Origin of the sequence: Epilithonimonas arachidiradicis, from assembly GCF_003610695.1 — a bacterium.
GTDB lineage: Bacteria > Bacteroidota > Bacteroidia > Flavobacteriales > Weeksellaceae > Epilithonimonas > Epilithonimonas arachidiradicis.
In genome coordinates, this window is record NZ_RAQH01000008.1 from 13,876 (window position 1) to 28,021 (window position 14,146).

The window sequence follows — 14,146 nt, forward strand, 5'->3', positions numbered from 1 at the left end:
TTTTTTAGATAACACAAATTTAAGAAAATTAACCGATTGCGTAAAATCAAATTATTTATTGAAAACAGGATTTAACTTTATCCTCATTTTCTCATCAAAGGTTCGGCGGGATATTTGTATTTTCTCTACTAAATCTAATAAAATGGTCTCGAAGATTACATCAGAAATCAAAGTCAGTGTTACCACAGAATATGATAATTTCAACAGTTATCCATCTGAAAACCGGTTTGTTTTTCGGTATAATATTGAAATTCAAAACCTGGGAAATCAACCAGTTAAATTACTTACCCGAAAATGGATGATCTATGATTTAGGATTTGGTTTTACTGAAGTTGAAGGAGCAGGCGTTATTGGTCTGACTCCAATTCTAGAAGCTGGCGATACTTTTACTTATTTTTCCAATGTTATTCTAAAATCAGGCGTTGGAAATATGGAAGGTTTCTACACTTTTGAAAATTCTAACAAGGAAACTTTTAATGTTACAATTCCTAAATTCAATTTGGTTTCGGAAGTATTAAGCAATTGATCCTTGCAAAACAATGTTGAATTTAGAAGGAAATATTAAAATTAACGAAGCGTAACTTAACTTATCTCAAATTATTATTTTTTTATTTGAATCGATGAAAAAATAATAATTACTTTCAAAGAATGTTAAATAGCTGCTTACATCGTTCTATAAAATTTTAATTCTTTTGCTGAAAACGTCTTTGATTTCATCAGTTCTTGTAATCATCAGTCTTTCAAAACTCAAAAGAGAGATTTTGGCACACACTTCTGCATCGGCATCTGCACGATGATGATTGAAATTGATCTGATGATGATCCGCAAGACTTCTAAGTCCATAACTTTTCAAATCTTTCCAAGCCTTTTTAGCAACACCGATACTACACAGATAGTTGATATTGGGTTTGAAAAAGCCGTAATGATCCAGGCAACCACGCAAGACATTCGCATCGAAAGCAGCATTGTGAGCGATCAAAAGATTGCCGTACAAAAGATCTTCTATCTCATACCAAACGTCTGAAAAAGTGGGAGCATACTGCACATCTTCTGGTGTAATGCCATGAACTGCAACATTATGATGGTTAAAATAGGGGAAAGATGGCGGCTTGATCAACCAAGATTTGGTTTCTTTGATCTGACCATTTTCCACAATACAAATGCCCAGCTCGCAAGCAGAATTTTTCTCGTGTGTAGCGGTTTCAAAATCGAGTGCGATAAAATCCATCTTATTGATTTTTTGAGCCTAAGAAATGCTTAAATATCAACCATTTTGATTGATAATAGATTTTGATTTGATGCTTTTGTCTTAATTTTAAAGAGTGAGGAATCTCAGCATAAAATGCAAAATGAGCTTTCAGGACTGCCCAGAGATGTGACCATCCGTTTTTATATCCAAAATATAAACCTGCAAAACCATCAAGTACTAATCTTGCAAATATAACAGGAACTACTTGATAAAAGGGAAGATTTTTAACAAGCATTGTCAAATTATTCCTGAAGTTGAGAAAAGTTTTTCTCGGATTTTGTTTATTAAGTGTTCCACCTCCTACGTGATAGACTGTAGACTTTCCGGTATAATAGATTTTTTTTCCAGCATTCTTCAATCTCCAGCAAAGGTCAATCTCTTCCTGATGTGCAAAAAATCTTTCGTCAAAACCGTTCATATTCCAAAAGTCTTCTGATCTGATAAATAATGAACAACCCGATGCCCAGAAGATTTCGGTCTCATCATCGTATTGACCGCTATCGGTTTCTACGTCATCAAATATACGACCTCTGCAATATGGATAACCCAAATTATCTATCAAACCACCGCCGGCACCAGCAAATTCAAATTTGTTTTTTTGATTGTAATCCAGAATTTTTGGCTGAACCGCTGCAATGTTTTTATCTTGAGAAAATAGATCTATAATAGGAGAGAGCCAGTTATCGGTCACTTCTACGTCAGAATTTAGAAGGCAATAGATTTCTGAATTAATAGATTTCAAACCCTCATTGTAACCTGCTGCAAAACCAGAATTTGAAATATTTTGAACAATTTTAACAGATGGAAAATTGGTTTTTAAAAACTTAATAGAATCGTCTGTTGATGCATTATCGATCACATAGATTGCCGTATCCTGAGAATATTTGATTACGGAAGGCAAGAATTTTTTTAACCAATTTTTACCATTCCAGTTGAGTATAGCAATTGCGACAGTCATCTATTCATCATAGTTTTTGATTGCATCTTTGTATTTCCATCTTCTATGCGACCAGAGCCAGTTGTCCGGATTTTTTCTGATCGTATTCTCCAACAATTTATGGAATTTTCTCACTACCTCATATTCAACGAATTTTTCTCCGTCCGGATAAATCCGGTGATAATTAACCTGATAAAATCCTCGTTTTACCTTCTTCATTTCGCAGTAGATGAAAACCATATCCATTCTTGTGGATAGTTTATCATAACCAATAAAAGCAGGTGTTTTTTGATTCAGAAATTTGAGACCGTAATTTACAGAGTGAACATTAGGTGTCTGATCGGCAACAAACATATAAGCTGAATTGCCATCATTTTGATTTCGGAAAATATGCTTGATGACATCGTTAGCTTCTAAGGATTTGTTATTAAATCTGTTCCTGATCATTTTGATCTTCTCTTCCCAAAAACTGCTGCTCATTTTACGGTAAACGGGATGACAGTCTTTTTGAGGAATCAATGTTGCTAAAGCGTTGAACCATTCCCAGTTAAAAACGTGTCCGGACAGCATAATGATGTTTTTACCTTCAGCTTTTGCCTCGTGAAAAAGATCCTGATTCAGGTGCTGCATTCTAACTCTGGATTCGGTTTCTGAAATGGTAAAAGCCTTGAGCATCTCCGCCAGATAATCACAAAAATTAGAAAAGAATTTTTTCGAAATATCATTAATCTCCTTATCCGATTTTTCCGGGAAGGAGTTTTTTAAGTTTTCCAGAACTTCCTTTTTTCTGTAACCAATGATATAATAATTGATGAAGAACATTACATCTGAAAAAAAATATAATATCTTAAGCGGTAATCTGGAAATTAGTAATAATATGCTGAATAAAAATTGATTCAATGGATGATGAATATTGGCAAATATACTGAAAAATGGCTGGATTTTTGATTAACTTTGATGTTTAATTAAAATCAATTATCAAGAATAATGAGAAAATCTGTTAAGAGTTTGTTGTTTTTGGGAGGAATTTTATTGTTTTCTCTGACAAACGCTCAAACTAATCAAAATACTTTAACCAAAGAGCAAATAGAAGCTAAGAAAAAAGCCGCCGCCGAAGAGAAGGCCAGATTGCCTAAACCTTATCATCCGGAAGCTAATGCAGAAGCTGATATCAAAAATGCTATAGCATTGGCAAAGAAAGAACATAAAAATGTTTTAATCCAAGCGGGAGGGAACTGGTGTATCTGGTGTTTAAGATTTAATAATTATGTTCAGCAAACACCTGAGTTGAAGCAAATAGTCGACAAAAATTATGTCTATTATCATCTCAACTGGTCACCAGAAAATAAGAATGAAAAAATCTTTGCAAGCTACGGAGATCCTGGTGGAAAATTTGGATATCCTGTTTTCATAGTTCTGGATGAAAATGGAAAACAAATTCACACACAAGATAGTTCAGTTTTGGAAGAGGGAAGTGGCTATAGCTTGGAAAAGGTAAAAGAGTTCTTCAATACTTGGAAATCTAAGACGTCCTAAAGTATATTCATAAAAAAACCACTTCGTTTGAAGTGGTTTTTATTTTGTCTTTTTGTTGATTAAGCTTCTTCAGATTTTGCTTCCTCTTTTTTAGCAGGAGCAGCTTCTACTACTGGAGCATCAGAAACGATATCGAACTCGTAGTTGTACTCAACATTTCTGTGAAGTCTAACCACTGCAGAGAATTTACCTGTTCTCTTGATTGTATTACCAGGGATTTTGATATACTTCTTATCAACGCTTACACCAGCTTTTTCTAGTGCAGCAGCAAGATCAGCATTGTTGATAGAACCAAATAATTTATCACCAGTACCTACTTTTGCAGGAATAGTAACAGAAGTCTTTTTCAATTGATCTACTACAGCATTAGCAGCAGAAACCAATTTAGCTTCTTCTTCTTTTCTAGATTCCAAAGTAGCTTCTAATTGAGCTTTGTTTTTTGGAGTTGCTAATAATGCAAAACCTTGAGGAATCAAGAAGTTTCTTGCATAACCTGGTTTTACGTTTACTGTATCAAACTCAAGTCCTAAGTTTTCTACGTCTTTTTTTAGGATAATTTCCATTGTTGTTGTCCGTTTTAGTTTTAGAGCCAAGAACAAAGAGTCAAGAATCAAGACTTAAAAATCTTTTATCTCTTATCTTTTATCTCTTATCTAAATCGTTAGAATTAATTGATTTATTCAGCAACAAAAGAAGCAGGCAAGCCCACTTCTTTTATTATTTTTTCTTATTTCAAAAGATCCGCTACGTAAGGCATCAAAGCAAGGTGTCTTGCTCTTTTGATAGCAGCAGATACTTTTCTTTGATATTTAAGAGAAGTTCCTGTGTATCTTCTTGGTAAGATTTTACCTTGTTCGTTTACGAATTGTAAAAGGAAGTCAGCATCTTTGTAATCTACGTGCTTAATTCCGAATTTTTTGAATCTACAATATTTCTTTTCAGATTTTGTATTGATATCAAGTGGAGTAAGAAATTTTACTTCCGATTCGCCCCCGGCAGAGGCCTGTTTTGCCATATCGTCTATTGCCATTATTTTAAATTTTTTAAGGGTTAATGAATTAAGCTTTCGCAGATTTTAGTTTGCTTCTTCTTGTTACTGCATAATCTACAGCGTGCTTGTCAAGTTTAGTCGTTAGGTAACGAATCACTCTCTCATCACGTTTGAATGCAGTTTCCAGGTCTGCAACTACAGTTCCTTCTCCTTTGAATTCGATCAAGGTATAAAAACCATTCTTTTTCAATTGGATAGGATAAGCCAATTTCTTAAGTCCCCAATTTTCTTTGGCAACGATTTCGCAATTGTTTGAAGTCAATAGATCTTCAAATTTTTTCACTGCTTCCTCCACCTGAGCATCAGATAGAACGGGAGTTAAAATGAAAACAGTTTCGTAATTGTTCATAATGTTAATTAATTTTAATTAAAAATTCGAGTTGCAAAAGTACAACTTTTTTCCGAACTACAATTATTTATAACAAAAAAACCTGCAGAATTTCTGCAGGTTAATTAACAATATGATTTAGATTTTATTTCTTGATCACTTTTGTAGAAGTTGTAGAACCATCTTCCATTGTAGTAGTTACAACATAAACGCCTGAATTAAATTTAGTGAAATCAATTTTAGACGTCGCTTCATTTAAATCTTTAGTTAATAATTGCTTGCCTGTTACATCAAATACTTTAACAGATTTGATTTTTCCTTGGGCTTCAATAGTAAAGATGTCTTTAACCGGGTTTGGATAAGCTTTGATGCCGTTTTTAGAAACGTCGTTAACGGCTAATTGTCCAATATTTAAAGTATAATCTTCCACCTGCCCAAATGTAGACGTTCCACAAGGAGTAGTATTAGATGAAGAAGAACTAGTATCATTTAATCTAACTCTCATACGGGTTGTACCAATAGTAGCACTTGCAGGGATAGTGATAGAACCTGTCCAAGGAGATTTTTTTATTGCAGTTACTAAAACTTGTTCTCCAGCATCATTGAAATCCTTGTCATTATTCAAATCTATCCAAACAGTTACTTGATCTGCATCATAAGAAGTTCCAGTGAACGATGCTGTAAAGGTGTAAGTTGATCCTGCCTCTACATTACCCGTAACGGCAGTAAAATCCTCATAACCAGCAGTAGCTGTTGAATTGTTATTGATATCCGCAAATGTTACGTTACTGATTTTTTCCCAACTTGTAGATGTTGCACCTGCAGTACAATAGGTTGGTGCCATAGTTGTAAAAGAATACACGACACAACCAGAAGCTGAACCTGCAGTATTTTTAGGCACTATTCTCCAATAGTATGTTGAGGAAGGATCTAGATTAGTTGCTGTATAGGTCGTTCCTGTAACATTAGTAAGTAGTGTCGTTGGGGTAGTATTTTTATCAAGATATACATCATATGAGTCAACTGAACTGCCAGATGAAGGAGCTGTCCAAGATAATGCCACTGATGAATAGGATACACCTGTTGCTGCGTTGGCTGGTAAAGCCGGTGTTGCACAATCAGGAGCTGAAGAAGCCGGTTTTTGTACTTTTATATTGTCAACATATAAAGCAGCCCCATCTGCTCCAACATATTGAAATGCAATTTTTACATTGGCATTTCCAGCATAAGAAGATAAATTAACAGTCACAGGATTCATAACCCAGTTAGTGAATACTCCCAAATCATTTTCCGACCAAACTTGTGTCCAATTTGCTCCATTGTCAGTCGACACCTTGATGAATGCATCATAGTTGTTTTCAGGATCTACAGCCCAATAATAGCTTAATCCAATATTAGCAGTCAAGGTATAAGTAGTACTTTCACTAAAATCTAAACTAGGTGTAATGAGCCATTCGTTTTGAGCTGCCGTTGATTCATCATAATTTACAGTTGCTCTATAATCTGTACCCCCAAGAGGATCTTCAACATGCCAAGTCTCAACAGGATTAGATTGTTGTACTGTCCAAGTTGCAGGAAGTGTACCGGCTTGGAAGTTTTCATTCAATAAAACATTGCTTTGTGCAAAACCAAAGAAAGGAATTGATAGCAAAACCAAATTAAGTAAATGTTTTTTCATAAATTAATTTTTTTTAAATTCTATCAAATTTAACTAAATAATTTTAAAATAAACAAATTTTTATCTAAAAAAATATCAATTATAAATCAAAAATCTAAATTTATTGAATCCTAACAATTGTGTTGTTTTAAATACTTCAGTTCATTTTTTTATCTCTCTTAAGAAACTTAACTTCAATTCTTCATACAAAGAATGCCGACTTATCAGAACCGAAAAAAGGGAAGACATCATTCCTGCCAGCATCAGATGAAATATCAATGAATGTCTGTCTGTCATTTCCAATACTAAAATTGCGGAAGTAAAGGGTGCTCTGGTGATTCCGGTGAGAAAAGCCACCATTCCTGCGAGAATCAGAACATTAGTTTCATTATCAGTAAGATTCATAACTGCGGCGAAGACGCTTCCGATAGAGGCGCCTGTTGACAATGCCGGAGCGAAAATTCCACCAGCGCCACCAGAAGTAAAAGCTAATGCTGGTCCCAACATTCTGAGAATCGGAACATACCAGGCTTCGGTTTTGTTATCTGTAAATAAAACTCGCTCAATAATATCTTTCCCAGAACCTAATATATCCCTATTAACAAAATAGGCGATTGTAGCCACAATCAATCCACAGATTATTAGAAAAATAATATTGGATGAGTTGGTTTTTAGTTTTCTTTTGAGTCGGTTGATTTTCAGCATTGCTACGGAAAGCTGACTGCTTAAGATTCCTGCGATTCCGGAAACAAGAATAATAGGAAACATAATCCACAAAGTCATACCTTGTGTTTTTGGATAGCCTAAATAGAGATAAGAACCAGCCAAAGTTTGTGCTGTAAGTCCAGCAATAATCACCGCTGTAAAAAGAGCCGTTTTAAAGTAATTGATATGAGTTTTGGATAATTCTTCGACTGCGAAAACAATTCCGCCGAGTGGTGTGTTGAACGCTGCAGAAAGTCCGGCTGCCGCACCCGTCAGAATCATATTTTTTTTCGAAATTTTTGGCCACCAATCGGGGAGCAGTTCATAGACTTTTCGAAAGATAGAACCGGCAATCTGGATTGTCGGACCCTCCCGCCCAATGGCGCCTCCAGATGTTACCAACACAAAACTTGAAAGGATTTTAATCAAAAGAATTCTGAAGCTAAGCAGCTTCTGAATGAGGTAATTATCTCTCGGGTTGGCCAATTCTACGGCGGCCATTACCTGTGGGATTCCGCTGCCTTTTGCAAATGGCGCATATTTTTTCACCAGCCACCAGGACAATACAAATCCACCTGGCGCAAGAATGAAAATCATCCAAAGATGCCAATCCAAAATCTTATGAAGCATCTCTTCTCCGAAGGCAAAAACTTGCGCATACAAAACCGCAATCAATCCTGTAATAATAGAACCAATCCAAAAAGGAACAGCCTGAAGGATATTCTGTTTCAAGCGTTCATTTCTGATATTATCAAAAGATTTTTTGAGAACTTTCCTTATGTAGAGAAGGATTTTTTTCATACTCAGAGTTTCAAACTTTCCGGATTATGAAGCCGAATAATATTTGTTCCTTTTCCTAATAACTTATGATGTAAATCTAATGTTTCTTTATCAACTTCGTTCGGTTGTTTCCCAAGAGGTTTATAGATGAACGATTTTTTTGAAATACCAGCAAGAATTGGCATTTTTCCAAATCCGATATAATCAAAATCCTCAATCATTTGATATTGGTCTTCAATTGTTTTCCCGAATCCGAATCCAGGGTCGAGAATAATATCTTTGATTCCTTTTTGTCTTAAAAGATTGACTTTTTCCGAGAAAAATCGATTGATAGAAATAATAATATCATCGAATTTAATTTTATCGTGCATCGAATCATAAGTCGGATTAATATGCATCAATATATATGGTAAACCGGTTTTTGAAACTGTGTCCAAAAGTTCAGAATCAAACTGGCCTGCAGAAATATCATTCACGATATCAATTCCTTCATCATAACCAAATTGGACAACATCAGAATAAAATGTGTCTAAAGAAATCAAACTTTCCGGAAATTCTTTTTTGATTAATGAAATCACATTTCCAATTCTTCTGATTTCTTCATCAGCCTTTAAAAATTCCGCATTTGGACGGGTTGATTGTGCGCCAATGTCGATAATTGTTGCACCGTTTTTCAATAAATTTTCAGTTTGTTGCAAAGCTGATTTTTCATTATTAAACTTTCCGCCATCAGAAAAAGAATCTGGCGTTAGATTCAAAATTCCCATTAGTTTTGGTTTTGACAAATCAATCAATCTGCCGTTACAGTTGATTGAGAAAAACTTTGATGGATTAGAATTGGTAACAGAAAATTCCATTTGAAATTTTGATAAGAATGTAAAGTAAATTTTGTGTAAAAAATATTATTTTAATTAGTCAATGCATAAACCGCAAAACTGGCTAACCAATGGTCGCCTCCATAATTACCTTGAAAAATAATTGGTAAAGAGTTTTCAATGAATTTTTCCCTTGAAATTTCAAATTGTTTTCTAATGGAATTCTTTTCTGGCAAAACTTTGATGATATTTTTCATTGCCCAAGCTTTCGAAAATGATAGTCCCACAAGATGTACTGTTTGATAATCATTAACATCACTTATTATAGGGATTTGCTCAATGTTTTCTAAGCTTCTTTTTTCATAAAACTGATTAAGCCATTTCTCAAATTCTCTTTGAGGTAAAATTCTGCTCATCAACTCTGCAATTTCCAGACTTGGTGAAAAGAAATCGCTTCCATCAGGTTCCAGATAAGCTGGTGTTTTAGTATTATTTAAATAGAAAATTTTAGCTTTTTCCGATAATTCTGTCTCAAATGATTGACCTCCGACTTGCCTTGCCCAGTCGATGGCGAAACTCATTGCAAATGCGGTATTAGGATGAACGCCAGTTCTGTTGGGATATGTTTGTTTGGGTAAATAAGCTTTCCAAAGTCTGAGAATTTCATCTGTCAAAGGTTTTAAATTTTGATGCCAGATTTTGGCTTTTGGATGATTCCATCTTGCTAATTCTTCATCCAATTTCAAAACCCAAGCCCAACCGTAAGTTCTTTCAAAATTTTGCGCGACTTGATATTTAGTAAAATAAGACGCTTCTTCTTTGATTTTTTCAGGCGAAAAAGAGTCATCCAGAATAGAAATGATTTTGTCTCTATTTTCCAAATCCTCAACAGTTCTCAATAATCTCACCAACATCCAATGTCCGTGGACAGAACTGTGCCAATCAAAACAACCATAAAAACTGGGATGCAATTGTTTTGGAGTCAAAATCGCATCTTTTTCAGCATTGATGACGTGTGCGGTTTTATTCGGGTACTCTTGATTGATACATTTCAATGGCATCGAGGCGAGCTTATTGGCCATTTCTGTTGTCAGTTCCAATTTCTGTTGAGCATTGATAAAAACAGAAGATATCAGAAAAAAAGAAACGGCAAATCGCATAAAAAAAATTTTAGAATCATAAAAATAGATAATTTTTCTGGTTGGCAATCAAAAATTAAAAACAACTAAATTTGTATCTTTGACCAATTAGACAGATTTATGCACAATACATCCGCCCAGTTTGACGACGTTATCAAGGCTTGCAGAGACCTTTTTCAAAAGAAAATGAAAGATTATGGAACCGCTTGGCGCGTCCTTCGTCCAAGTTCTATTACAGACCAAATCTACATCAAAGTAAGCAGAATCAGAACGTTGCAAATGACGGATGTGAAAATGGTGGATGAAAGCGAGGAAGACGAATTCATTGCGATTATCAATTATTCTATTATTGGATTAATTCAGTTGGAGAAAGGTTTTTCTGATGAACTAAATGCTAATCCAGAAGAAATCATTAATCTTTATGATTCTTACGCTCAAAAAGCAAAAGAATTGATGGAACGCAAAAATCACGATTATGGCGAAGCTTGGAGAGATATGAGAATTTCGTCCATTACAGATTTGATTTATCAAAAAGTTTTGCGAACTAAGCAGATAGAAGATAATCAAGGAAAGACTTTGGTTTCCGAAGGTTTGGATGCCAACTATTTTGATATGCTGAATTATGCAGTTTTTTGTCTGATTAAATTTAACCAATTCAAATAATTTACGGATGGATTGGATTATAGGATGAAAAAAGTAATTCAAATATTTATATTATTATTTTTCACAAATACTTTTTGTCAAACTAAATCGCCCGAATTAGCAAGAGCAAGAAAATTTGTCGAAATAAGCTTAAATAATGAAACACTTCATAATGTTATAGTTAAGAAAACAAGAAATCATCTTTTCGATAAAAGAACTATTATAGGAATTGCGGAATCAGCGCTTTTTCAAATATATGGTAAAGCCAATATTATAAAACAAAAACCATATAAAACATATCGTGTGAATAATTTTTGGCTAATCGAAGGGAGTCAAAAAAAGAATGAAATAGGTGGTGTATTTCAAATTATAATTGATGACAGAACTGGCGAAATAAAAAGAATGACTCACGGAAAATAATTTTGAATTAAATTTAATAAAAACTATGCGCACAATTTTACGATATATTGTTTCACTAATATTTATTGCTTCAGGATTTGTAAAAGCAGTTGACTTAAAAGGATTCTCTTTCAAGTTGGAAGAGTATTTCTCTCCAATTGTTTTCAATTTACCGTTTTTGGAAAAATATGCTTTGGCATTTTCAATCATTGTTGTTGTTCTGGAGTTGGTTTTAGGATTTATGTTATTGATGAAAATCAAGCTTAAAGAAACGCTTTATGCATTGATTGGACTTTGTGTTTTCTTTGGTTTTCTTACGTTTTATTCAGCTTATTATAATGTTGTAACAGATTGTGGATGTTTCGGAGATGCTCTGAAATTCACGCCTTGGCAATCATTCTGGAAAGATATTACACTTTTGGTTTTATTAATCGTATTAGCTTTTCTTTATAGAAAAAGAGAAGAAGATGAAAAGGTAAGATTTGGAAAATTACCATTGCTAGGTGTTTTTATTTTAATAATGATTTTCGTGATGTACAGAGGAATTGCTCACGAGCCGATGATAGATTTCAGAGCTTATTCTATTGGAACTGATTTAGCGGCTGAGAAACAAAAAATAGCACAAAATCCTTCTGAATATAAGACTTTTTATTCACTTAAAAATTCTAAAACCAACGAGGTTAAAAAAGTAGATCAGGACGAATACATCAACAAAGAATATTGGAAAGACACCAACTGGCAAATCGAAGATGGAAAAACAACTTCCGAAATTGCTAAAAAAGGTTACGAATCAGAAATCTCAAAATTCAAAGTAGAAGACGCCAATGGAAATCCAATTACAGACGAAATCCTGAAGGAATCAAGAGTTGTTTTAGTGTTCACATACAAACCAAAAGAGGCAGATTCCGAGTTGGTTAAAAAAATAGAAACTAAAGCTTTGACTGAAAAAGCAAAGGTCTACGGAATCAGCACACAGCCTAATTTCTATAAACAAATCCCAAATTATCTAATGGACGAAATCGCAATCAAAACCATCGCGAGAAGCAATCCTTTTATATTGATTTTGGAAAAAGGAAAAATAGTGGAAAAATTAGGAGCAAAAGATTATTTAAATCAAGATTAAATTATATAATGAGAAAATCAAATAAACCTATCGCAGGCTATCATTTATTAATGATTTTGTCCGCTGTGGACGGCATTATCAAGCCAGAAGAAGGGCTGAAAGTTCAGGAATATATGGCAGAAGAATTTCCGTTCCGTCTCAATCTGGATGACGAATTGGAAATCATTGCACAACTCACTTCTGACCAGTGGAAAGACCATTTTGAATTTCACGCAAAATGTTTTGAAGACGATTCTACTGAAGCGGAAAGAAAAGACTTTATCCAGTTTGCAAAATCACTGATTAAAGCTGATAATGAAGTAAGTGATGAAGAACATCAATTCTACACATTATTAAAAAATATTTGGAACTTAAATTAAAAATATAATGAGAAAGAACATTGTTGCAGGAAACTGGAAAATGAATAAAACTTATGCTGAAGCGCAGGAATTGATGGCTCAGCTCTTAGAATACAAAAAAAATAACACGACCAACTGCGAGGTTTACATCGCTCCGCCAGCTTTGTATCTTACAACTGCGAAAGAAGTTTTCAAAAATGGAGAAGTAGGCGTTTTCTCTCAAGACGTTTCTGAGTATGCAAGTGGCGCTTATACAGGCGAAATTTCTGTTGATATGTTGGCGTCTGTTGATGCAGACGGAAGTTTGGTTTCGCATTCCGAGAGAAGAACTTTCCACGGAGAAACCGACAGCCACGCCAATAGAAAAGTAAAAGCGCTATTGGACAAAGGTTTGACGCCAATCTATTGCAATGGCGAAAAATTGGAAGAAAGAAAAGCAGGAAGACATTTCGAAGTTGTAAAAAACCAAACAGAAACTGCTCTTTTTACTTTATCTGCAGAAGAAATCAAAAAAGTAGTGATTGCTTACGAACCAGTTTGGGCTATCGGAACCGGCGAAACAGCAACCGCAGAGCAGGCTCAGGAAGTTCATGCTTACATCAGAAGCCTGATTGCTGACAAATACGGAAAAGAAGTTGCTGACGAAGTTTCTATCCTTTACGGAGGAAGTGTAAAACCAGATAACGCTAAAGAAATCTTTTCTCAACCCGATGTTGATGGCGGTTTGATTGGCGGTGCAGCACTTAAAATTGAAGATTTTTCAAAAATTATTGAGGGATTCAACGCTTAAAATATATATCGTCAGAGCTGATACGAAAGGTGTCAGCTTTGTTTTTTAGGAGCTTAATCCCGCTTTCCACTATATCTTTTTTGTTTTTAGGCGATTTGTCATTCAATCGAACTGAGGAACAAAAACAAAAAAGGATGCCGTTGCAATCGGGGCTATGGGATTTGTCATCCAACCAATTTTGTCATTTTATATGGAGGATTATTCAAAATTATACAATGAAAATAGAACACTTAGGAATAGCCGTAAAATCTTTATCAGACTCAGATGATTTGTTTTCCCGGCTTTTGGGAAAACCAAATTACAAACACGAATCTGTAGAAAGAGAAGGCGTAACAACATCATTCTACGAGCTTGGAGAAAGCAAAATCGAACTTTTAGAAGCCTCAAATCCAGAAAGTCCAATTGCTAAATTCCTCGATAAAAAAGGAGAAGGAATCCATCATATTGCATTTGGAGTAGAAAATATCCAAACTGAAATCGAACGATTAAAAAAAGAAGGATTTATTTTCATTTCAGAAGAGCCGAAAGAAGGTGCTGATAACAAATTAGTTGTTTTTCTGCATCCTAAATCAACCAATGGCGTGTTGGTAGAATTGTGTCAAGAAAAACCTTGAAAAGTTTGGTAGATAAAGAAATTTTGTTATTTTTGCACACACA

General features: G+C 34.5%; 18 protein-coding genes. 8 read left to right on the forward strand and 10 right to left on the reverse strand.

What is annotated here, in order from left to right; all coding sequences use genetic code 11:
• Positions 1-142: 142 nt before the first annotated feature.
• On the forward strand, positions 143-526 hold the full coding sequence (apaG, locus tag BXY58_RS12510; RefSeq protein ID WP_120214206.1) for a Co2+/Mg2+ efflux protein ApaG: 384 nt from the start codon (positions 143-145) through the stop codon (positions 524-526).
• Between the two features lie 147 nt (positions 527-673).
• On the opposite strand, the gene BXY58_RS12515 is transcribed toward apaG, so the two are convergent.
• The 3 genes from BXY58_RS12515 to BXY58_RS12525 are packed head-to-tail and all read right to left on the reverse strand — an operon-like array spanning position 674 to position 3,086.
• Positions 674-1,228 carry a 3'-5' exonuclease gene (locus BXY58_RS12515; protein ID WP_120214207.1) on the reverse strand — a complete coding sequence of 185 codons (555 nt, stop codon included), beginning with the start codon at positions 1,226-1,228 and terminating at the stop codon, positions 674-676.
• A 1-nt stretch (position 1,229) separates the two neighbouring features.
• Positions 1,230-2,207, reverse strand: coding sequence for a glycosyltransferase family 2 protein (locus BXY58_RS12520; protein WP_120214208.1), 978 nt, complete (start codon positions 2,205-2,207; stop codon positions 1,230-1,232).
• The gene (locus BXY58_RS12525) at positions 2,208-3,086 is read right to left on the reverse strand and encodes a lysophospholipid acyltransferase family protein (protein WP_120214209.1); all 879 of its coding nucleotides are present in this window, start codon (positions 3,084-3,086) and stop codon (positions 2,208-2,210) included.
• An 87-nt stretch (positions 3,087-3,173) separates the two neighbouring features.
• Here BXY58_RS12525 and BXY58_RS12530 point away from each other — a divergent pair, with 87 nt between their 5' ends.
• Positions 3,174-3,722, forward strand: coding sequence for a thioredoxin family protein (locus BXY58_RS12530; protein WP_120214210.1), 549 nt, complete (start codon positions 3,174-3,176; stop codon positions 3,720-3,722).
• Positions 3,723-3,781: 59 nt separating this feature from the next.
• On the opposite strand, the gene rplI is transcribed toward BXY58_RS12530, so the two are convergent.
• The 7 genes from rplI to BXY58_RS12565 all read right to left on the reverse strand — a co-directional run bounded on the left by rplI (position 3,782) and on the right by BXY58_RS12565 (position 10,218).
• Complete coding sequence (rplI, locus tag BXY58_RS12535; protein ID WP_120214211.1) at positions 3,782-4,285, reverse strand: 50S ribosomal protein L9; 504 nt, start codon at positions 4,283-4,285, stop codon at positions 3,782-3,784.
• 164 nt (positions 4,286-4,449) lie between these two features.
• Complete coding sequence (gene rpsR / locus BXY58_RS12540; RefSeq protein ID WP_027382072.1) at positions 4,450-4,752, reverse strand: 30S ribosomal protein S18; 303 nt, start codon at positions 4,750-4,752, stop codon at positions 4,450-4,452.
• 28 nt (positions 4,753-4,780) lie between these two features.
• Positions 4,781-5,122 carry a 30S ribosomal protein S6 gene (gene rpsF, locus BXY58_RS12545; protein ID WP_027382073.1) on the reverse strand — a complete coding sequence of 114 codons (342 nt, stop codon included), beginning with the start codon at positions 5,120-5,122 and terminating at the stop codon, positions 4,781-4,783.
• Between the two features lie 124 nt (positions 5,123-5,246).
• A complete protein-coding gene (locus BXY58_RS12550) occupies positions 5,247-6,779 on the reverse strand; it encodes a GEVED domain-containing protein (protein ID WP_120214212.1) in 1,533 nt (510 codons plus the stop codon).
• A 141-nt stretch (positions 6,780-6,920) separates the two neighbouring features.
• Positions 6,921-8,264: a chloride channel protein gene (locus BXY58_RS12555; RefSeq protein WP_120214213.1), complete on the reverse strand. Its 1,344-nt coding sequence runs from the start codon at positions 8,262-8,264 to the stop codon at positions 6,921-6,923.
• Positions 8,265-8,266: 2 nt separating this feature from the next.
• Positions 8,267-9,100: a dihydropteroate synthase gene (folP, locus tag BXY58_RS12560; RefSeq protein WP_229728457.1), complete on the reverse strand. Its 834-nt coding sequence runs from the start codon at positions 9,098-9,100 to the stop codon at positions 8,267-8,269.
• 50 nt (positions 9,101-9,150) lie between these two features.
• On the reverse strand, positions 9,151-10,218 hold the full coding sequence (locus tag BXY58_RS12565) for a DUF2891 domain-containing protein (protein WP_120214378.1): 1,068 nt from the start codon (positions 10,216-10,218) through the stop codon (positions 9,151-9,153).
• Between the two features lie 99 nt (positions 10,219-10,317).
• Here BXY58_RS12565 and BXY58_RS12570 point away from each other — a divergent pair, with 99 nt between their 5' ends.
• The 6 genes from BXY58_RS12570 to mce all read left to right on the forward strand — a co-directional run bounded on the left by BXY58_RS12570 (position 10,318) and on the right by mce (position 14,103).
• Positions 10,318-10,860: a DUF1599 domain-containing protein gene (locus BXY58_RS12570; RefSeq protein WP_120214214.1), complete on the forward strand. Its 543-nt coding sequence runs from the start codon at positions 10,318-10,320 to the stop codon at positions 10,858-10,860.
• Between the two features lie 24 nt (positions 10,861-10,884).
• Positions 10,885-11,259, forward strand: a complete 375-nt coding sequence (locus BXY58_RS12575) for an NTF2 fold immunity protein (protein ID WP_120214215.1) — start codon at positions 10,885-10,887, stop codon at positions 11,257-11,259.
• A 25-nt stretch (positions 11,260-11,284) separates the two neighbouring features.
• Positions 11,285-12,361 carry a BT_3928 family protein gene (locus BXY58_RS12580; protein WP_120214216.1) on the forward strand — a complete coding sequence of 359 codons (1,077 nt, stop codon included), beginning with the start codon at positions 11,285-11,287 and terminating at the stop codon, positions 12,359-12,361.
• Between the two features lie 8 nt (positions 12,362-12,369).
• Complete coding sequence (locus BXY58_RS12585) at positions 12,370-12,720, forward strand: tellurite resistance TerB family protein (RefSeq protein WP_120214217.1); 351 nt, start codon at positions 12,370-12,372, stop codon at positions 12,718-12,720.
• A gap of 7 nt (positions 12,721-12,727) precedes the next feature.
• Positions 12,728-13,489, forward strand: coding sequence for a triose-phosphate isomerase (gene tpiA, locus BXY58_RS12590; protein WP_120214218.1), 762 nt, complete (start codon positions 12,728-12,730; stop codon positions 13,487-13,489).
• A gap of 215 nt (positions 13,490-13,704) precedes the next feature.
• A complete protein-coding gene (gene mce, locus BXY58_RS12595) occupies positions 13,705-14,103 on the forward strand; it encodes a methylmalonyl-CoA epimerase (protein ID WP_120214219.1) in 399 nt (132 codons plus the stop codon).
• Positions 14,104-14,146 lie beyond the last annotated feature (43 nt).